We start from the raw sequence: 18,826 nt of genomic DNA, 5'->3' as shown, positions 1-18,826 counted from the left end.
AGCAAGCCAGCGCGCGGGTAAGCGTCGAACGGATGCACAGGTGCACAACCCGGCCGGGAACCAGGCGACCCAACGCGCCGCCCACGGCGGGAATCTGCCGCCGCGCCTGCAAGCGGCCTACGAAGCGCGCAGTGGTATCGACCTGTCCGATGTCCGCGTACACCGCAATTCCGCCGAGCCCGGCCTGTTGCGTGCACACGCGGTTACACGCGGTCGGGACATTCACCTCGCCGGTGGTGCCGAACGCTATCTCGCCCATGAGACCTGGCACGCGGTGCAGCAACGGCAGGGCAGGGTGAGCGGGAACGCGACATTTGCCGGCCGCAGCCTGGACACCAATCCCGAATTGGAGGCTGAGGCGGAGCGCGTCGCCAGTGCACCGCTCGGACTGTCTTCGCCTGTGGGATCGCTGCGTCGCGCGGCGGCCCCCGGACAGGTTTCCCAGCTCGCGCCCAATCAGCAGGGTACTGCAGATCCTGCGGATCTCATTGCCTTCGTCCAGGCCCTGGAAGCCCAGGGCATGACCAACGAAGAGATTCTGGAGCGCATCCAGGAGGACCACGCCACCAACGCCGGGCGCTATGTCTACACCGACGAGCATGGCTGGGTAGACCTGCGCCACTTCGGCGCCGCTGCTGGTATCGCCAGCGGTTATGGCAGTGTCGCCGCGGAAACTCTCGGCTTCGGCAACGAGGTCATGCAGTGGCTTACCGAATGGGGCGACGACTATCGCAGCGGATTTTCGCCGGAGGATATTCCCAGCAATGCGGCCGGTGGCAGTTTCGGTGACGACTACGTCAACGGCAACGAGGCGCTGTCCGACTCGCTGCAGCGCTGGCTCGACGACATGGGTGCACGCTCGCAGGACGACCCGCTGGCGGGACGCAGCAGCCTGCCGGAGACCGACCCTTCGGAGCGCGGCGGTGAGGATCGAGGCAGTTCCAACGCATCGCGCACGCAGTCCACGGTCTCCGATAACCAGCCAGTCAACGAATTTACCGAGGAGTGGAATGCCGGCTGGCGGGCGCTGGCCACCCCCGGAGGCTGGTATCGACTGTTTGGGTTGTGAGCGCGCCGCGTCGACGAGTTACGAGGACTTCCACATGAGGATCATATAATGGCAGTGAATATCAACACCGTCCGCAACGAGGCGACCGAGGCGGTACTGGCGGCAATGGTGGCAATGTATGACAAGTCTGATCCCGACGCGATGCGCGGCATGGCCGAGGCGATCGCCGAGGCGGCGGTGGTTGCTGTGCAGAACGTTATCGATCACGCGGAGTTGGACGCGATGGGACAGGGCCTGCAGTAACCGCCGATGAAGCAGGAGTCCCCACGGGGAGAGCGCGCCGATCCGGGAACTCAGTCCTCGCGTGCGCCTGTTCGCCGTTCCGATGGTGCAGAAGTCATTGCTGAGCGTGCCCCGGGAGTGGGTCGATCAAAGCCGTTTGCAGCCGCGGGAAATCAGGCGATTAAACACCTGCTCGCCTCAGGCAGTGGCGTTTCAACGGCTGGCGGGGCGCGCATACACCAGGGCTTTGAAACAGAGCGCATCCTGGCCAGTCTGCAGTCCTCCGGCGCAGCCATCGGATCCCACATACTTCTCTCAAACCGCACCTTGGCAGCTGAGCGACAACGCGTACTCCAACATGAATTGCGCCATGTAGCCCAGGTCGGTTCTCGGGATCCCGATCCGGCCATGCCAATCGTACTCGGGCAGCGCGACGATACGCTCGAGCGCGAGGCTGTGCAGGGAAATTTGCGAACCCGTACGGCAAATCCACAGGTTGTTCGTCGCTTTGAGCCTGGTGGTGAGTGCTCCATGGATGAGCCTCCGCCAGTCGAAACCGATGCGGGAAGCTGCAGCCTCGATGAAGGGGACCTGCTGGAGAGCGGGACCACGCCCATGACCTCGGTTCCGGAGGAGCGGTTGAGCTCCGAACCCGGTCCAATGATCTGCCAACAGCCCTTCGCCGACGCTTCGTTCGACCCCGAGGCCGTCGACGTTGCCGGTATGCGGAACGATACGCTCAATGCAGAATCCCTGCGTGTAGACACCTGGATTGCCGACAACGGGCAGATGAGTCCTGTGGACCCGGACCTGGGGGCCTATCGTCGGCTGCAGGTGCGCCTGCGCAATGAACGCAACCTGCGCGTACAGACCGGTTTCCTGTGGATGACGACTGCGGTCGATCCAGCCCCCGATGAGTTCTTCATGCTGGATACGGCCAGCGGTGAGACGCTGATTATTGGAGTGGAAACCGAACTCGCGACCGGTACCCCATCCCAATCCTTCCCCGGACCGATCATGAGCCGCCAGCAGTTTGACGACCACATGGCGGGTATCGGTGTGCCGATCCTCAGCGAGGAGGAGTATGTTGAACGGCTGCGTCAAACCGCTCAGGAGATTGCTCCGGAATTGCTTCTCGCTCCCGGCGAGGTTCCGTTCAACCTGGCTACGCCGCAGGATAGGTACCGCGGCTATACCGGCGGGCAGGGGCGCCTCGATACACGTATTCAGGGTATTGCAGACGCGATGCCCTGGGGGAGCGCGGCTGCCAGGCAGGGCGAGATCGGCGAGGGTTTTGCCTTGCGCAGTCTGCGCGGACAGGGGGCCAGCGGCTTCGACAATTCAGGCTGGTTCTGGAACGCTCGAAACTCTCCGCGACTGGCCCAGGGCGGGAGTATTTTTGACTACGAAACACCGCGCGGCCTGGATATCCTGCGCCCCGTACGCCGCGGTTGGGATTCCACGCCTGCCGTTGACCTGCGCATGCGGCAGGCTCTCAACCAGGGGGCGGGTGATTTCGACCTGATGTCAGTGAAAGTGTCCTATCGGCAGGGCGCCAACCGCAATACCCGTTACCAGTATTACCTGCAGGAACTCGCCGCGTTGGGCGATACCGGTCGCAACAATCTCAGCCTGTTCCGCGATCAACACGCACCGGGTGCCAGCCTTGACGCGACGGCATCGCGCATGGGTCTGATGATACCCGAGGACCATGCCCAGGATCTGCGTGATTTGCTGCGCAATCCCACCCGGCTAGAAACCACCGACGGCGGAGGCGACTCGCGAACCCCCAACTGGGCCCAGGAGCCTCGCACTGGCCCGCGTAATGCCGGTACCTGGCAAATGCGCCCGCATTTCGCCAACGCAAGACTGCCGGGCGTTATCGATCTCCGCGACGGCCAGCCGCGGCTTCAAACCGGTGCGGACCTGCTCGCTGCACTGCGCGGTGGGCGGATCGACCAGCCGCGCTTCGACGCGGAAATAAACAGGCTCGGCCAGCATCTGGCGGGTCGGGTCTTCGGCTTCCAGATGGGCGACGATGTGGTACCCCATTACGAGGAATTCCGGCGCAACGCCCAGACGCGCAACGCGCGGGATTTGCGTGCGGCTACTCCCATCGAAGTCATCCAGATAGAGGAGGAGCACCGCCGATCCGGCGGCGATGCATCCGCGCCTAACTGGAGCAATCGCGGCGACGCCGCCCTGCGTGTGGCCAATCGCAATGCCCTGCGTGGGTCGGCGGGAAATCTGGCGTTTTCCGCCGGTGCCAACCTGCTATTCAACGACAATGCAGATCTCTCGGATCCGCGCTTTCGCGCCCAATTCGCCGAGCAACTCGCGGTAGAGGGTGTTGCGAACTACGCAGCAGATTTTGGGGAAACTGCGCTCAGGTCCCGGCTCGCGTATGAGGCACTCGAAGAGGGTCTGGAGGCAACAGCACCGCGCCTCGTGGCCGGTCGCATGGCGGCGCGTGCGCTTCCGGGGGTTGCGGACGCTGCGATCGAAGGCTACAGCATGCTGACCGACGAGCGGGAAAACTCTGCGACCGAGGTGGTAGTGCGCACCGGGCGTGCGGCCGTGATCGGTGGCGGGGCGGCCTGGGCAGGGGCCGCGGCGGGTACCGCCGTCGGCGGACCCATTGGCTTCGTCGTCGGTTTTGGCGTGGGTTTCCTGGTCGGCTGGGCCGCGAATCGACTGGCTCCCGGCGGCAGGGAATACTGGGATCGCAGGGCGGAGGAAGAGCGGCGCGCCCGCGAGCGTGCGGAGCAGGAACGGCGCCGACGCGAAGCCGAGGAGCGCCGGGAGGCAGAGCGCAGGGCGAGGTTGGCGCGTTTGAACCAGCCGGTCACTGGTGACCAGGCCTCAACCGTCGGTGTCGAGGGGATGTTTGGCCTGCCGACAGACAACCCCCTGTTCATGTCGTCGGAGGCAGGGATCGATCCTACCGTAGGCGAGCTCGAGCGTGAGTACATCCTGAGTGTTCTGCGCACGGCGCAGGAGACGCGTTGAATCAACCCTGCGCGGGTTTCAGTGGACAGTCTGGCCTGGGGTACCTAGCCAAACCGCGTCGCCCCATCCGGCACCGGAAAATCCCCCATCTCGCGATCGCCGCCAATAAAGCGGTCGATGGAGCGCTGGAATTCCTCCCAGGAGCGTTCGCGGCGCAATTCGGCGATATGCCGGTCCACCGCCTGTGCCCACTCGTCGAAGTAGAAGGGGCGCAGGCCCATGCCGGTGCCCATGAGGTCGGTGGGGCCGTGCACCGCGTGGCCGTGTTCGTCGGTACCGGAATGCCCGTACTCGGAGCCGGCGCCGGGGCTCCACTCGTCCTCGTCCATGTTGTAACCCGGGTGCATCAGGCCGATAAAGTGCCCGAATTCATGCACAGACGGTATTTGTTCCACGTTGGACGGAGCACCTTCCTTCTCGATTGGCGTGTTGTCCGCTTCATCCAGCGTGCCGTAGCTGCGATTGCTGCTGGAAGTGCGGAACTCGCCCGTGGGGTTGGAGGAGACATCCACTTCCCAGTCTTCGCTTACCGAGGTTTCGCCATCGCCGACCAGGGAGATGTCGACCAGCGGTCGGTAGCCGCTGGCGATGATTGCGGGGGGTAATACATCCACTGCGCTGGCCGGCGGATTGAGCACCATGCCGCTGTTGTTGAAGGTGTTCTCTATGCTGCTTTCGAAGTTGCTGCGGAAGGTGGCCTTGCGCGATTCGGTCCAGCCGGTGTTGTTCCACCAGTCGGTCCAGGTGTTCTCGAAGATCAACTGCACCGAGATACCGCGCTCTACCGTGCCGGCGCTGTCGTCCACATCCCAGGTTTCGCGGTACACGCGCTGCGGGTCACCAGCGGCGGCCACGTGGGCGAGTTCGTGGGCGAGTAGTTCGCGGCCCTGTGGCGTGTGCGGGGCGAACTGGCCGGCAGAGAAAGAGATGGTCTGGCCGCGGGTGAAGGCGCGCGCGTCGAGCGACCGGGCCTCGTGATGCGCGGCGCTGTCGTCGCGGTAGCGCACGCCGCTGAAATCCTCGCCGAAACGCGCTTCCATGTCGCCAAGCACACTCGCTGGCAGCGGCTGGCCCTGCCCGGTGACCGGCGTGCGTGCCGCTGCGGACCCGCCAGCGGCGCTGCCTGCTCCGGTGCGCAGTGCGTGCGCGGCGAGCCTGTCGGCACGGCGTTCGTCGGCATCGCCGGGCGTGCTCAGGTTGTGGCGCCTTTGCAGGGCCTGGTTGCCGGCATCCTGCAGACGCCCAGGCCCGAGGCGCAGCGCGACGGCACGGCGGGCGACGGGGCGGCCAGTTGGCTGAGCGGGTGAACGGGACTTGCTGCGCTGCATGCCGGTACCTCCCACGGGGACGACGGCGATGGTTGCCTGCAGTGTAACGCCACCTCCGTGCGCTCGCCAGCCCGCTTGACGCAAGTCAATCCCGGGGCACTTAAGCTCGCGGGGTACTACCCAACAAGGGGCGTGTAAAGCTAATGTAACAATTGGAGCGTTTGCTATATAACTGAAGTAAGGGTTGTACGGCTACGCCCCTCCCTAGTTTTTACTAACCAACATATCCGGAGTCACCGATGTCGAGACTGACTATCGTGGCCGTCGCCCTGTTCGGCGCCCTCACCTGTGTGCCCGCCAGCGCGGCGGACACCCTCGATCAGATAGAAAAGGAGGGGATGGAGCGCTCCGCGGAAGGCCGCGACGCCCAGGCCGCCATCAACAAGGTCAGCGACAAGACCCGCGACCTGGTCGAGGAATACGGCTCGGAACTCAAGCTGGTCGAGGGCCTGGAGACCTACGTCGCCATGCTGCAGCGCCAGTTGGATGCCCAGGACCGGGAGATCGTGACCCTGCAGGGTTCCATCGGCGAGGTCGCAGTGATCGAGCGCCAGATCCTGCCGCTGATGTCGCGCATGATCGACACCCTCGAGGAATTCGTCGAACTGGACGTGCCCTTCCTGCTGGTCGAGCGGCGCCAGCGCATCGAGCGCCTGCGCGAGTTGCTCGAGCGCGCCGACGTCACCGTGGCGGAGAAATGCCGCCGGGTGTTCGAGGCCTACCAGATCGAGACCGAATACGGTCGCACCATCGAGGCCTATAAGGCCAAGCTCGCCCTCGACAGCGGCTCCTTCGATGCCGATTTCCTGCGCATCGGCCGCACCGCGTTGCTGTACCAGACGGTCGGCGGCGATCGCCTCGGCTTCTGGGACGGTGAGGCCGGCGCCTGGCGTGAACTCGACGGCGTGCCCTACCGCCGCTTTATCGAGAAGGGCCTGAAGGTGGCGCGCCAGGAGATCGCGCCGGAGTTGATTTCGGTGCCGGTGATGCCCGGTCAGGGGGGGGCACAGTAATGAAAGCCATGATCCGCACTATCGCACTGGGCGTCGGCCTGTCCCTGTGCCTGCCGCTGGCGGCGCTCGCCGAGCCCGAGCAGGGCAAACCGCTGACGCTGGAAAGCCTGCTGCAGTCGGTCAAGCAGGGCCGCCGCGAAGACCAGGCCGTGAACAGGGAGCGCCTGGCCGAATTCAAGGCCGAGCAGCGCGACCGCGAAAAGCTGCTCGCCGAGATCAAGGCCGAGCGCGCCGCGCTGGAGGCCCTCAGTGCCGAGCGCGAGAGCCAGTTTGAAGAAAACGAATTGTTGATCGGCGATCTCGAGCAGCGCCTGCAGGAACGTATGGGTTCCCTGAAAGAGCTGTTCGGTGTGCTGCAGCAGGTGGCCAGCGACGCCCAGGGCCAGTTTTATGTGTCCCTGACCCAGCTCGACCATCCCGAACGCGGCGATTTCCTGGTCGACTTCGCCGGGCGCATGGGCCAGGCCAATCGCCTGCCGGAAATCGGGGAGATCGAGCGCCTGTGGTTTGAACTGCAGCAGGAGATGACCGAGTCCGGCCAGGTGGTGACACAGACCCGCAACGTACTGACCCCGGACGGCACGGAAGAGCCGCGGCCGGTGACCCGCGTCGGCCTGTTCAACGCGGTGGCCGACGGCAAGTACCTGCAGTTCATTCCCGAGACCGGCCGCCTGCTCGAGTACTCGCGCCAGCCGGACCGCTACCTCGGCGGTGCCCGGGCCCTGAGCGCTGGCGACGCCGGCCCGCTGGCCTTCGCTGTCGACCCGACCCGCGGCCAGTTGCTCGAGCTGCTCACCCAGGCGCCGAACCTCTCCGAGCGTGTGGCCCAGGGCGGCACCATCGGTTACTCCATTATCGCCCTCGGTGTGGCGGGTTTGCTGCTCGCCCTGGGTCGCCTGGTCGTACTATGGCTGGAGGGCAGGGCGATCCACCGGCAGATGGCAAACCCCGAGGAACCGTCGGCGAAGAACGCGCTGGGCCGCATCCTGCTCGCCGGTCGCCTGCACGACGAGCCGGATACCGAGACCCTGGAGCTGCGCCTGTCCGAGGCGGTGCTCGAGGAAGTCCCGCGTATCAACCGCTACCTGCCGCTGCTGAAGATTGTCGCCGCTGTCGCGCCGCTGATGGGCCTGCTGGGTACGGTGACCGGTATGATCGTCACCTTCCAGGCGATTACCCTGTTCGGTGCCGGCGACCCGCGCCTGATGGCCGGCGGTATCTCCCAGGCCCTGGTCACCACGGTGCTTGGCCTGTGCGTGGCGATTCCCATGCTGCTGCTGCACAACCTGGTGCAGAGCCGCGCCAAGTCGCTGTCCGAGATCCTGCAGGGCAGGGCGGTGGCGATGGTCGCCTCGCGTGCGGAAGCCCAGGGCTAGGGTCGCGACATGCTGAACCTGGTCGACACTTGGCTGCCCTGGCTGGGCGACCTGCTGGAACTGGGCGGGCCGATCCTCAGCCTGATCCTGCTGATCGCCTTCGTCATGTGGTCGCTGCTGTTCGAGCGCCTGTATTTCCTGTCCTGGGAGCTGCCCAAGCACCTGGGTGTGGTAGTGGCGCTGTGGCAGCAGCGCGACGACAAGACCTCCTGGTACGCCCAGCAGTTTCGCGAGAACCTGCAGTGGGAGGTGCGCCAGGGCCTGCGCCGGCACTTTCCGCTGATCAGTACGCTGATCAAGGTGTGCCCGCTGCTCGGCCTGCTGGGCACGGTGCTCGGCATGCTCGAGGTATTCGATGCGCTGGCCGCCACCGGCTCGAACAACGCCCGCTCCATGGCCGCGGGTATCTCCAAGGCGACAGTCACCACGCTCGCCGGCATGGTGGTCTCGATATTCGGGTTGCTCGGCAACCTGGTGGCGGAGGGTCGCGCGAATGCCGCCGGCGACCGCCTGGCCGCCTTCTTCTCCCAGACACAGGACGACTAGCATGCGCAATCTGTTGGGTAGTGTTCAGACCGAAACCGAGGAGGGCGGCGTCGATATCACGCCGATGCTCGACGTCGTGTTTATCATGCTGATCTTCTTTATTGTCACCGCGACATTCATCAAGGAGGCGGGCATCGACGTCGACAAACCCGACGCCGCCACCGCCGTGGTGCAGGAAAAAGCCAGTATCCTGGTCGCCATCGACGAGAACGACCGGGTGTGGATCAACCGCCGCGAAACCGACATCCGCTCCCTGCGCGCGATTATCGAGCGCCTGCACGCGGAGAACCCCAAGGGCACGCTGGTGATCCAGGCCGACCGCAACTCGCGCAACGAGGTACTGGTGCAGGTGATGGACCAGTCGCGCCGCGCCGGCGTCTACAACATCGCCCTCGCGGCCTCGCAGTAAGCACAGCAGCATGAACGACCCGATTATTGAACAGCGTCGTGGAGCCGGGGCCGCCTTTGGCCTGCTGGTGGGGGCGGGTGTCGGCGCCGCCGGTGCGCTGGCATTGGCGTTGTTCATGTACACCCTGATCAACGCCTCGGAGATGCGCCTGAACGACGGCGACCACATCCAGATGCTCGACTTCGTGCGCCTCAAGCGCGAGGAGGCAGCCCAGCGCAAGGATCGCAAGCCGGAACGCCCGCAGCAGGAAAAACCGCCGGAGATTCCCCCGGACATGAACCAGGACTCCTCCTCCAGCGGCGAGACGCTGGCGGTCACGGCGCCCAGCGGCGGCGGCCCGGGCGACCTGGACATCGGCCGCGGTGGCCTCGGCCTCGGCACCGGTGACGGCGAGTACCTGCCCATCGTCAAGGTGGCGCCGGTCTACCCGCGGCGCGCGCAGCAGCGCGGCCTTTCCGGCGAGTGCATGGTGCGCTACACGGTGACCACCGCGGGCACGGTCAAGGATGTCGAGGTGCTGGAGGATCGCTGCACCGACCCGGTGTTTTACAAGGCCTCGGTGGAAGCGGCGCGGCGCTTCAAGTACAAGCCGCGGGTGATCGACGGCGTGGCCATCGAGGTCATCGGCGTTTACAACAACTTCACTTACGAGCTCGACGGTCAGCGCAACTGATGAGATATGCCATACACAGGTTTGCCGTGACGCTGCTCCTGCTGCTCGCCTGCCCGCTGGCGGGCGCGGCGGAGTCGGTAGTCGGTATGAGCCAGCGCGTCTACGACGCCATGAACGAGGCGCAGACCTTCGTCGAGGCCGGCGATTTCGCCGCCGCCCGCGGCGAGGTAGAACCCCTGCTCAACAACCGCATCTCGCCCTATGAAAAGGCGCATATCCTCAACCTGCTCGGCTACATCCACTACGAACAGGACGAACTGGGCAAGGCGCGCGGCATCTACGAGCAGGCTATCGAACTGGAGAACCTGCCCGAGTCCATGCAGATCAACCTGCTGCTCGCCCTGGGCCAGTTGTGCCTGGTGCAGGAAGATTACCGCGAGGCGGAGAACCGCCTGCGCCAACTGATGACCATCGAGGGCCAGGACACCGGCGCCAACAAGGCGCTGCTGGCCATCGCCCTGGTGCGTCAGGAACGTTTCGAGGAAGCGTTGCAGCCGCTGAAGGAGGCGATCGCCTCGCGCTCCGGCCCCGACGACCAGCCGCCGGAGAACTGGCTGTCGATGCTCGCCTCGATCTACTTCGAGATGAAGGCCTACACCGACATGCGCGACACCATGGAGTATCTGGTGACGCTGTACCCGCGTGAACAATACCTGATGAACCTCGCCGCCCTGCACGGGGAGCTGGGCGACACGCCGCGCCAGCTGGCGCTGGTGGAGTCCCTGCTCGACGAGGGCCGGCTGACCCAGGCCACCCACCTGCGTATGCTGGCCAGCCTGTTCCTCGCCGAGGAGCTGCCCTACAAGGCGGCGGTGCTGCTGCAGCGCGAGATCGACGGCGGTGTTATCGAGGCCACCCAGAGCAACCTGGAAATGCTGTCCCAGGCCTGGCTCGCGGCGGCGGATACGGAAAAGGCGATTCCCCCGCTGGAGCGCGCGGCGGCGCTGGATGACAGCGGCGACCTTTACCTGCGCGTCGCGCAACTGCAGATGGACGCCTGGAACTGGGAGCAGGCCGAGGCCATGGCGCGCAAGGCCATCGCCAAGGGCGGCCTGCGCCGCGAGGGTGTCGCCTGGCTGGTGCGCGGCATGGCGCAGGTGCGCCTGCACAAGTTGACCGACGCGCGCAGCCACTTCGAGCGCGCGGCGCGCTTTGATGAGACCGAGCGCTACGCCGACCAGTGGCTGGCCTTTGTCGACCACGAAATGGAACAGAAAGCCCTGCTCGAAGAGGGCTCCTGATCCGGCGGGGAAAGTCCCGGCTTCAGGGGTAGTCGTATTCCCGCTCCACCCTCGCCACCTGCACCGAGTAACTCGCGTACCAGCGCTCGCGGCCGCGGGCCTGTGCGGCGCGGTGGTCCAGGTGTTGCTTCCAGGCGCTGATGCTCGCCTCGTCCGGCCACCAGGACAGCGCGATCTCCTCGTCACCGGCGCTCAGCGCCTCGAAGCGCAGGCAACCGAAGTCCCGTAACGCCGTCTCGCGCAGTTGCGCCGCAGTGTGTTCGTACTCGGCGTCCAGCGCGGCGATTCGCGCGCGAAAAATCACTACCAGCATCGGGTTCTCCGCAAGCGCCTTTGGCGCGCTTGTCACAGGGGGGCAGTCTGTCGTTACAATAGTTAACTTTGCAATGCAGAGTATCTGCCCGCGCGTAGGTTATCGCTATTGCGATTGTCGCGATTATTATAAATGCTGTCTTCGCACCGTCGTCACAGGAAGCCTTTGCCAGGTAACTGCAACGGCCGCTTGAAAGGAAAAGTTTGCTATGAAAGATAATAATATCGTCGGACATACGTGGATGATTTACGGCGCCAACGGTTTCACCGGCCAGTTGATCGCCCGCGAAGCCGCCCGGCGCGGCTGGTCGCCCATTCTCGCCGGACGCAACCGCGCCGCTGTGGAGGCCCTCGCCACCGAGCTCTCGCTGCCCAGCAAGGTATTTCCCATCGAGTCCGCGGCGCAGGCCGCCGGGCAGCTCGAAGGCTGCGAACTGGTGCTCAACTGCGCGGGGCCCTTTGCCGCGACCGGTCTGCCGCTGGTCGAGGCCTGCGCCGAGCACGGCATTCACTACCTGGATATCTGCGGCGAGCCGGACCTGTTCGAGCAGTACTACGCCCGCGACGCCCAGGCGCGCGCCTCCGGTGCGGTGATCGTCCCCGGCGTGGGCTTTGACGTGGTGCCCAGCGATACCCTGGCTCGCTCCCTGGCCGACCGCCTGCCCGACGCGACCTGGCTGGAGATGGCCTTCTATGGCGCCGGCGGCGGCAGCGCGGGCTCGCAGAAAACCGTGATGGGCATGCTCGCGGACAAATGCAAAGTGCGCCGCGACGGCCGCATCAAGCGCGTGGCCCTGGCCCGCTGGGGCAAGACCGTGCAGTTCTCCGACCGCGAGGAATACTGCATCAGCATCCCCTGGGGCGATGTCAGCTCCGCCTACCGCAGCACCGGTATTCCCAACTTCACCATGTACATGGCGATGCCGCAGAAGGCCGGCCGCGTGATGCGTGCGATGAGTCCGCTGGCGCCGGTGCTGGGGCTGCCCGCCCTGCAAAAGCGCATGTTCGAGAAGATCGACGCCAGCGTGGCGCCGCCCACCGACGAGCAGCGCGCCGCCGGTTACATGCGCCTGTGGGGGCGCGCCTGGAACGACGCCGGCAAGAGTGTCGAGGCGACCATGGAAACCCTGGAGGGCTTCACCTTCACCACCCAGGCCTCGCTGCTGTGTGTGGAAAAAGCCCTGTGTGGTGGCATCGACGGCGGCTGCATGACGCCGACCATGGCCTTCGGGCCGCGCATTGCGCTGGAGGTGGAGGGGACACGACTTATGCCCTCGGATGAGCCCGTGGCCGAGGCCTGCTGAGCGTGGCCGATGAGGGCGTTCGCGAGGCCCTGCAGCGGGCGAAATACGTCAGCTTTTCCACCCTGCGGCGCAACGGGAACTGGGTGGATACCCCGGTGTGGTGTGCGCCGGATGCGGACTGCTTGTATATCTTCAGTGCCGGTGAGGCGGGCAAGGTCAAACGCCTGCGCAATTTTGCCCAGTGCCGCCTCGCTACCTGTACCTTTAATGGCCGCCTGACCGGCGACTGGCACACGGGCAAGGCGTGGTTGATCGACGATGCCGAAGAGGCTGCCGTTGCTCATCGCGCATTGCTGCGCAAGTACGGCCTGCAGATGCGCGCCGCCGATTTCGGCGCCCGCCTGTCCGGACGCCTGCAGCGGCGGCGTTACATCGGTGTACGCCTGGACTGAACTTCAGTCTTCGCGCCAGTCTTCGACACCTGTCAGGCGCTGCGGGTCGAGCAGCACTTCCAGTTCTTCGCGAGACAGGTCGCACTCCTCCAGCGCCACGTCCAGCACCGGGCGCTGTTCCGCATAGGCGCGCTTGGCAATTGTTGCGGCCCGGTCGTAGCCGAGCCTGGCGTTGAGAGCGGTGACCAGGATCGGGTTGGCCGCGAGGTTGGCCTCTACCCGCGGGGTATTCACAGTAAAACCTGCGATGCAGCTGCGCAGCGCCTCGCAGGCCCAGACCAGGGCGTCGATACTCGCAGCCAGCTTTTCGGCGATCAGCGGCAGCATGACGTTGAGCTGGAAGTTGCCGGAGTGGGCCGACAGGGCGATGCTGGCGTCGTTGCCCATGACGTCCGCCGCCACCATCAGCACCGCCTCGGGCAGCACCGGGTTGACCTTGCCGGGCATGATCGAGGAGCCAGGCTGCAGGGCCTGCAGCTGGATTTCCGCCAGTCCCGAGAGTGGCCCCGAACCCATCCAACGCAGGTCGTTGGCAACCTTGCCCAGCACTACCGCCAGCGCGCGCAGCGTCGATGACAGTTCCAGGCTCACGTCCTGGCCTGCCATGCGCGAGAAGGGGTTGTCGGCTGGTTCGAAATGCAGTGCCAGCTGTGACGACAGGCCCGCGATGCAGCGCTCGCGGAAACCCGCCGGCACGTTCACCCCGGTACCCACCGCCGAGCCGCCCAGCGGCAGGCGGCCCAGCCGGGGCTTGAGTCCGGCGAAGCGTTCGCCGCACTCCTGCAGTTGTTCCGCCCAGGCGCCGAGTTCCTGGCCGAAGGTCAGCGGCATGGCATCCATCAGGTGGGTGCGCCCGGTCTTGGTCACCGTATAGAGTTCGTCGGCGCGCTCGCGCACGGTTTCTATCAACTGCCCCAGCGCTGGTTCCAGGCGTCGGCTGAGACCGCCCATGGCCAACACCTGGATCGCGCTGGGTACGACGTCGTTGCTGCTCTGGCTGCAGTTCACGTGATCGTTGGGGTGGACCTGCAGGCCGCTGGCGGCACTCGCGAGCCGCGCGATCACCTCGTTAACGTTCATGTTGCTGCTGGTGCCGGAACCGGTCTGGAACACCGATACGGGGAAGTGTTGCGCGTGCTCGCCGTCGGCGATGCTGCGTGCGGCGCTGGCGATGGCAGTAGCCAGTGCGGGGTCGAGAACAGCGCAGTCGCTGTTGGCCCTGGCCGCTGCGGCCTTGATCGCCGCCAGCGCGCGGATGAAGGCCCCGGGCATCGGCCGCTGCTGCAGGCCGAAGTTGTCGAGCGCGCGCTGGGTTTGGGCGCCGTACAGTGCGTCCTGGGGCACCAGGACCTCGCCCATGCTGTCGCGTTCACTGCGCGTTCTCATACCTGAATCTCCCGATGTGCTAGGGTAGTGGCCTGCACTACAGCATAGCCCGCCGCGACGGCGGGGCGTCAACCCGGAGGTCTCGCATGAGCAGTCGTTACGCCAAACCGCAGTCACTAAGCGTCGCCGGTGAGGAGTACCGGATATTCCCGCTGGAGGGGCTGGACGCCCCCGGGGATGCGGCCAGCCTGCCGTATTCGCTGAAGATCCTGCTGGAGAACCTGCTGCGTCACGCCGGCGAGGATTTCGTCACCGACGACGACGTGGAGGCGTTACTCGACTGGGACCCGCAGGCGGAGCCCAGCCAGGAGATCGCCTTCGTGCCGGCACGCGTCCTGCTGCAGGATTTCACCGGCGTGCCCGCCATCGTCGATCTCGCGGCGATGCGCGATGCCATGGTCGACCTCGGCGGCGACCCGGCGAAGATCAATCCGCTGTCGCCGGTTGAGTTGGTAATCGACCACTCGGTGATGGTCGACTACTTCGGCAGTGAGGACGCCCTGGAGAAAAACACCGAAGTGGAAATCGAGCGCAACCTGGAGCGCTATCGCTTCCTGCGCTGGGGCCAAAAGGCCTTCGACAACTTCAGCGTGGTGCCCCCGGGCACCGGCATCGTGCACCAGGTCAACCTCGAATACCTGGCCCGCGGCGTGTTCAGCGCCGAGGTCGACGGCCAGCGCCTGGCCTACCCGGACACCCTGGTCGGCACCGATTCCCACACCACCATGATCAACGGCCTGGGCGTGCTCGGTTGGGGTGTGGGCGGTATCGAGGCGGAGGCGGCGATGCTCGGCCAGCCGGTGACCATGCTGATCCCGCAGGTGGTGGGTTTCCGCCTGAGTGGCAGCCTCGCCGAGGGCGCCACCGCCACCGACCTGGTGCTGACGGTGACTGAAATGCTGCGCAAGCACGGGGTGGTGGGCAAGTTCGTCGAGTTCTTCGGACCGGGCCTGGCCAGCCTGAGCCTGGCCGACCGCGCCACCATCGCCAACATGGCGCCGGAGTACGGCGCCACCTGTGGCATCTTCCCTGTGGACCAGAAAACCATCGACTACCTGCGCCTGACCGGTCGTGACGAAAACCAGCTTGCCCTGATTGAGGCGTACATGCGGGCGATGGGGCTGTGGCACGACGACAGCGCGCCGGACGCGCGCTACTCCTCCGAACTGGGCCTGGACCTGGGCGAGGTGGTGCCTTCCCTGGCCGGACCGAAGCGGCCGCAGGATCGCATCGCGTTATCCGGCGCCGCCGCGGCCTTTGGCGATGTGCTGCGCGAGTTCCACGAACTGCGCGTGGCGCCGGCGGAACAGGCCGACTGGGCGGAGGAGGGCGGCAGCCCGGAAGCGCAGCCGGAGGCCGTTCACGGGGTCACCGTCGAGCGCGAGGGGCAGCGTTTTCAGCTCAATCATGGCGCGGTGGTGATCGCCGCGATCACCAGTTGCACCAATACTTCGAACCCGGCGGTGCTGATCGCCGCGGGGCTGGTGGCGCGCAAGGCCCGCGCCCTCGGCCTGCAGGTCAAGCCCTGGGTGAAAACCAGTCTCGCGCCCGGCTCCAAGGTGGTCACCGAATACCTGGAGCGCACCGGACTGCTCGCAGACCTGGAAGCCCTGGGTTTTTACGTGGTGGGTTACGGCTGCACTACCTGCATCGGCAACTCCGGCCCGCTGCCCGACGAGATCACCGACGCCATACGCGCCGGTGACCTGCTGGTCACTTCCGTACTCTCCGGCAACCGCAACTTCGAGGGGCGCATCCACCAGGACGTGCGCGCCAACTACCTGGCCTCGCCGCCGCTGGTGGTGGCCTACGCCCTGGCCGGCAACATGGGTATCGACCTGGCCAGCGATGGCCTCGGCCAGACTGCCAACGGCAAGACCGTGTACCTCGCCGATGTCTGGCCCACCGGCGAGGAGATCGATGCCCTGGTTGCCGCCAATGTCGATCCCTCGATGTTCAAGGCCCGCTACGCGGACGTGTATACCGGCAACGAGGTGTGGAACGAACTGCCGGTGGCGGATAGCGAGCGTTTCGACTGGCCGGACTCCACCTACGTGCGCAAGCCGACCTTTTTCGATGACATGCCCGCCTCGCCGGCGCCGTTGGGTGAGATCATCGGCGCCCGCTGCCTGGTCAAGGTCAGCGACAGTGTCACCACCGACCACATCTCGCCGGCCGGCGCCATCGCGCCGGACAGTCCCGCGGGGACCTACCTGGTGGAACACGGCGTGGCGCAGAAGGACTTCAACTCCTACGGTTCCCGGCGCGGCAACCACGAGGTGATGATGCGCGGCACGTTTGCCAACGTCCGCCTGCGCAACGAGCTGGCGCCGGGCAGCGAGGGCAGCTGGACCACTTGTTTTGTCGACGACAAGCGCATGTCCATCTTCGACGCCGCGGAGTTGTACCGCGAGGCGGGCGAACCGCTGGTGGTGCTGGCCGGCAAGGAGTACGGCACCGGCTCCTCCCGCGACTGGGCCGCCAAGGGGCCGTCCCTGCTCGGCGTGCGCGCGGTGATCGCCGAGAGCTACGAGCGCATCCACCGCTCCAACCTCGTCGGCATGGGCATTTTGCCGCTGCAGTTCCTGCCCGGGCAGAGCGCGGCCTCGCTGGGCCTTGATGGCGAGGAGCATTTCGATATCCCCACCATCGAGCCGGGACAGGAGCGGGTGGAGGTGATCGCCCGCGAGAACGGCGGCGAACCGGTGATATTCGAGGCGGTGATCCGCATCGACACGCCCAACGAGTTCACCTACTACCGCCACGGCGGCATCCTGCATTACGTCCTGCGCCGGCTGGCGGGGTCTGCCTAGAGTCCGCCCGGGCTGCCTTCGGGCCATCCCTGGGCGTGCTCGCGGCGCTGCCCCGGCCGCCGCGAACGCGACCGAAACAAAAAATGCATTTTTTTCATGGAGGGGGGAATAAACCCCCGATGTCACCCGTTAACCAGACAGAGTGGAGTGAAACACCACACGAGGTAACGGGTGATCGGCCTTTGGGTACGCATCGCAGAGCCTTAAGGCCACATAGAATGCGTGGCCGATCCCGCAGCCCTCGACCCTTTTGGCAGGTGTCCGGCCTACGCCGTGCGCCGCCGTAACAGTCTCACAGAGCGGGGACCGCTAGCCCTCCGCACTGAACTCCAGGGTCTGTCGTCTACATGGGGCGGCAGACCCTGCTTCTTTTCTACCTCCCCCTTTTTCGCTGATTGCCGAAAGTCCGGGCTCAGAGTCGCGACTCTGCCCCCTCACCTTACACGTGCAGGGGACAGGCAAAAAAAGGCCGCTACGAGAGCGGCCGGAGGATTACAACCACGAAGACCTGGAGGTCATTTTTGCCAATCGCTGGCGATGATTTTCGCTTCCTCGCTGGCCGACAGGGCAATGCCGTCGGCACGGCTGGCCGTGTAATCGGCGACCGCGTCTGAGTCGCCGGCACCGGCGGGGCGGAAGGCGTCGTTGGCGCCGGGAATCACGGCGGCCACGGCGATGCGGGTCTCCCACTTGCCCTGGTCGCGACAGGCGACACCGCGAGTGCCTTTGCCATGGTCTTCGACCAGGTATTCACGGCACCAGGCGCCGTCCACATCGCGGAAGCTCAGGACCGGGCGAATCTGGCGCCCGTCGGCCAGGGGCTGCCAGCCGCTGGCCATGGAAGGGGTGATCTCGAGGACTTCGGCCACGGTGGGGCCGGCGCTTTCCGGTTGCTGCCACTGCAGGGTGAGCATGAGACCTGCCGCGGCAGCCACCGAGGCCGCGGCGGCAAAGGCCCACTGCGTGGTCCGGCGCGGCGGCGCCGCGGTTGCGCTTTCGAGCATGGCTGCGATATGTGCCGGCACCTGTTCGGATGCGCTGTACACCTGCCTGATGCTCTGATCGACAGCGGTCATGTGGGCAAAGGTCTCGCGCAGTTCCCGCTCGCTGCCCAGTCGCTGCGCAACGCGGCGGGTGGAGAGTTCGTCCAGTTCGCCGTCCAGGTACTGCGAGAGCAGTTCAAAGTCCTTGTCGTTCATCGTCGGTTCTCGTCACTCCGGCTGTGCCGGATGCAATAGCTGCAATAACTGTTTTCTCGCCCTGGCGATGCGGCTCATGATGGTTCCCACCGGCACATCCAGGATCTCGGCGGCCTCCGCGTAGGTCTTGCCGTCGATGGTCACCAGGGTCAGCGCCAGCCGCTGCTCCTCGGGGAGCGCCGCCATGGCGGTCGAGACCGCTGCCACCTCCAATTCGCTTTCGGCGACTGTGTCCGCCGAGAGCGCGGTTTCCTCTTCGGTCTCCGTTGCCGGGTAGCGCTGGCGCACCTCGCGGGCCCGCAACTCGTCGATCCAGACGTTTTTGCACACGCGGTAAGTCCACTTCGCGGTGTGCGCGTCCGCGGGCATCCCTTTTTGCAGGATGCGCTCGACGGTGGCCTGCAGCAGGTCGTCGGCGTCAGCGGCATTGCCGGTCAGCGAGTGGCAGAACCGGCGCAAACCGCTTAGTTCGGCCATCAGGTCCTGACGCTGTGAATCGCTGAGCGCTGCCATACGTTTCCTGTTAGTATTAGT

At 65.7% G+C, this 18,826-nt stretch carries 17 protein-coding genes and 1 pseudogene; 13 read left to right on the top strand and 5 right to left on the bottom strand.

Features of this window, described 5'->3' with window-relative positions:
* Positions 1 to 40: 40 nt before the first annotated feature.
* The 4 genes and pseudogenes from E4634_RS01065 (at position 41) to E4634_RS01055 (ending at position 4,300) form a co-directional block, all read left to right on the top strand.
* The gene (locus E4634_RS01065; protein ID WP_206046749.1) at positions 41 to 1,069 is read left to right on the top strand and encodes an eCIS core domain-containing protein; all 1,029 of its coding nucleotides are present in this window, start codon (positions 41 to 43) and stop codon (positions 1,067 to 1,069) included.
* A gap of 48 nt (positions 1,070 to 1,117) precedes the next feature.
* The gene (locus E4634_RS01060; RefSeq protein ID WP_135440744.1) at positions 1,118 to 1,312 is read left to right on the top strand and encodes a hypothetical protein; all 195 of its coding nucleotides are present in this window, start codon (positions 1,118 to 1,120) and stop codon (positions 1,310 to 1,312) included.
* A 6-nt stretch (positions 1,313 to 1,318) separates the two neighbouring features.
* A pseudogene (locus tag E4634_RS22060) lies at positions 1,319 to 1,663 on the top strand (eCIS core domain-containing protein); the annotation flags it as partial.
* Positions 1,664 to 1,699: 36 nt separating this feature from the next.
* Positions 1,700 to 4,300 carry a hypothetical protein gene (locus tag E4634_RS01055; protein ID WP_240725039.1) on the top strand — a complete coding sequence of 867 codons (2,601 nt, stop codon included), beginning with the start codon at positions 1,700 to 1,702 and terminating at the stop codon, positions 4,298 to 4,300.
* A gap of 44 nt (positions 4,301 to 4,344) precedes the next feature.
* On the opposite strand, the gene E4634_RS01050 is transcribed toward E4634_RS01055, so the two are convergent.
* The gene (locus E4634_RS01050) at positions 4,345 to 5,628 is read right to left on the bottom strand and encodes an eCIS core domain-containing protein (RefSeq protein ID WP_135440742.1); all 1,284 of its coding nucleotides are present in this window, start codon (positions 5,626 to 5,628) and stop codon (positions 4,345 to 4,347) included.
* Positions 5,629 to 5,867: 239 nt separating this feature from the next.
* Between E4634_RS01050 and E4634_RS01045 the strand changes: the two genes are divergently transcribed.
* The 6 genes from E4634_RS01045 to E4634_RS01020 are packed head-to-tail and all read left to right on the top strand — an operon-like array spanning position 5,868 to position 10,886.
* Positions 5,868 to 6,641, top strand: a complete 774-nt coding sequence (locus tag E4634_RS01045; protein WP_135440741.1) for a DUF3450 domain-containing protein — start codon at positions 5,868 to 5,870, stop codon at positions 6,639 to 6,641.
* Entirely contained in the window at positions 6,641 to 8,017 is a 1,377-nt protein-coding gene (locus tag E4634_RS01040) for a MotA/TolQ/ExbB proton channel family protein (protein ID WP_135440740.1), read from the top strand. The genes E4634_RS01045 and E4634_RS01040 overlap by 1 nt, the downstream gene beginning before the upstream one ends.
* A gap of 9 nt (positions 8,018 to 8,026) precedes the next feature.
* Positions 8,027 to 8,563: a MotA/TolQ/ExbB proton channel family protein gene (locus tag E4634_RS01035; protein ID WP_135440739.1), complete on the top strand. Its 537-nt coding sequence runs from the start codon at positions 8,027 to 8,029 to the stop codon at positions 8,561 to 8,563.
* Between the two features lies 1 nt (position 8,564).
* On the top strand, positions 8,565 to 8,972 hold the full coding sequence (locus E4634_RS01030; RefSeq protein ID WP_135440738.1) for an ExbD/TolR family protein: 408 nt from the start codon (positions 8,565 to 8,567) through the stop codon (positions 8,970 to 8,972).
* Between the two features lie 10 nt (positions 8,973 to 8,982).
* Positions 8,983 to 9,645 (top strand): energy transducer TonB, encoded by a 663-nt coding sequence (locus E4634_RS01025; protein ID WP_135440737.1) that lies wholly within the window; start codon positions 8,983 to 8,985, stop codon positions 9,643 to 9,645.
* Between the two features lie 26 nt (positions 9,646 to 9,671).
* Positions 9,672 to 10,886, top strand: a complete 1,215-nt coding sequence (locus E4634_RS01020; RefSeq protein WP_167854706.1) for a tetratricopeptide repeat protein — start codon at positions 9,672 to 9,674, stop codon at positions 10,884 to 10,886.
* Between the two features lie 22 nt (positions 10,887 to 10,908).
* On the opposite strand, the gene E4634_RS01015 is transcribed toward E4634_RS01020, so the two are convergent.
* A complete protein-coding gene (locus tag E4634_RS01015; protein ID WP_135440735.1) occupies positions 10,909 to 11,199 on the bottom strand; it encodes an antibiotic biosynthesis monooxygenase family protein in 291 nt (96 codons plus the stop codon).
* A 208-nt stretch (positions 11,200 to 11,407) separates the two neighbouring features.
* Between E4634_RS01015 and E4634_RS01010 the strand changes: the two genes are divergently transcribed.
* A complete protein-coding gene (locus E4634_RS01010) occupies positions 11,408 to 12,502 on the top strand; it encodes a saccharopine dehydrogenase family protein (RefSeq protein ID WP_135440734.1) in 1,095 nt (364 codons plus the stop codon).
* 2 nt (positions 12,503 to 12,504) lie between these two features.
* The gene (locus E4634_RS01005; protein ID WP_167854705.1) at positions 12,505 to 12,894 is read left to right on the top strand and encodes a PPOX class F420-dependent oxidoreductase; all 390 of its coding nucleotides are present in this window, start codon (positions 12,505 to 12,507) and stop codon (positions 12,892 to 12,894) included.
* Positions 12,895 to 12,897: 3 nt separating this feature from the next.
* Here the strand turns inward: E4634_RS01005 and E4634_RS01000 are convergent, their stop codons facing one another.
* Complete coding sequence (locus E4634_RS01000) at positions 12,898 to 14,280, bottom strand: class II fumarate hydratase (protein WP_135440732.1); 1,383 nt, start codon at positions 14,278 to 14,280, stop codon at positions 12,898 to 12,900.
* Between the two features lie 86 nt (positions 14,281 to 14,366).
* On the opposite strand from E4634_RS01000, the gene acnA reads away from it, so the two are divergent.
* The gene (gene acnA, locus E4634_RS00995; protein ID WP_135440731.1) at positions 14,367 to 17,093 is read left to right on the top strand and encodes an aconitate hydratase AcnA; all 2,727 of its coding nucleotides are present in this window, start codon (positions 14,367 to 14,369) and stop codon (positions 17,091 to 17,093) included.
* A gap of 515 nt (positions 17,094 to 17,608) precedes the next feature.
* Here acnA and E4634_RS00990 read toward each other — a convergent pair.
* Positions 17,609 to 18,292 carry an anti-sigma factor family protein gene (locus E4634_RS00990; RefSeq protein ID WP_135440730.1) on the bottom strand — a complete coding sequence of 228 codons (684 nt, stop codon included), beginning with the start codon at positions 18,290 to 18,292 and terminating at the stop codon, positions 17,609 to 17,611.
* A gap of 12 nt (positions 18,293 to 18,304) precedes the next feature.
* Positions 18,305 to 18,805: an RNA polymerase sigma factor gene (locus E4634_RS00985; RefSeq protein ID WP_135440729.1), complete on the bottom strand. Its 501-nt coding sequence runs from the start codon at positions 18,803 to 18,805 to the stop codon at positions 18,305 to 18,307.
* Between the last annotated feature and the right edge of the window lie 21 nt (positions 18,806 to 18,826).

Origin of the sequence: Mangrovimicrobium sediminis (assembly GCF_004745945.1) — a bacterium.
GTDB lineage: Bacteria > Pseudomonadota > Gammaproteobacteria > Pseudomonadales > Halieaceae > Mangrovimicrobium > Mangrovimicrobium sediminis.
Note: the sequence above shows the minus strand (reverse complement) of the source record. Positions and strands in the feature narration are given on the sequence as shown.

Bases quoted from the DNA above. Each gene is read 5' to 3' on its own strand.
- E4634_RS01060 (WP_135440744.1), top strand. From the start codon at position 1,118: ATGGCAGTGAATATCAACACCGTCCGCAACGAGGCGACCGAGGCGGTA.
- E4634_RS01055 (WP_240725039.1), top strand. From the start codon at position 1,700: ATGCCAATCGTACTCGGGCAGCGCGACGATACGCTCGAGCGCGAGGCT.
- E4634_RS01050 (WP_135440742.1), bottom strand. From the start codon at position 5,628: ATGCAGCGCAGCAAGTCCCGTTCACCCGCTCAGCCAACTGGCCGCCCC.
- E4634_RS01045 (WP_135440741.1), top strand. From the start codon at position 5,868: ATGTCGAGACTGACTATCGTGGCCGTCGCCCTGTTCGGCGCCCTCACC.
- E4634_RS01040 (WP_135440740.1), top strand. From the start codon at position 6,641: ATGAAAGCCATGATCCGCACTATCGCACTGGGCGTCGGCCTGTCCCTG.
- E4634_RS01035 (WP_135440739.1), top strand. From the start codon at position 8,027: ATGCTGAACCTGGTCGACACTTGGCTGCCCTGGCTGGGCGACCTGCTG.
- E4634_RS01030 (WP_135440738.1), top strand. From the start codon at position 8,565: ATGCGCAATCTGTTGGGTAGTGTTCAGACCGAAACCGAGGAGGGCGGC.
- E4634_RS01025 (WP_135440737.1), top strand. From the start codon at position 8,983: ATGAACGACCCGATTATTGAACAGCGTCGTGGAGCCGGGGCCGCCTTT.
- E4634_RS01015 (WP_135440735.1), bottom strand. From the start codon at position 11,199: ATGCTGGTAGTGATTTTTCGCGCGCGAATCGCCGCGCTGGACGCCGAG.
- E4634_RS01010 (WP_135440734.1), top strand. From the start codon at position 11,408: ATGAAAGATAATAATATCGTCGGACATACGTGGATGATTTACGGCGCC.
- E4634_RS01000 (WP_135440732.1), bottom strand. From the start codon at position 14,280: ATGAGAACGCGCAGTGAACGCGACAGCATGGGCGAGGTCCTGGTGCCC.
- acnA (WP_135440731.1), top strand. From the start codon at position 14,367: ATGAGCAGTCGTTACGCCAAACCGCAGTCACTAAGCGTCGCCGGTGAG.
- E4634_RS00990 (WP_135440730.1), bottom strand. From the start codon at position 18,292: ATGAACGACAAGGACTTTGAACTGCTCTCGCAGTACCTGGACGGCGAA.
- E4634_RS00985 (WP_135440729.1), bottom strand. From the start codon at position 18,805: ATGGCAGCGCTCAGCGATTCACAGCGTCAGGACCTGATGGCCGAACTA.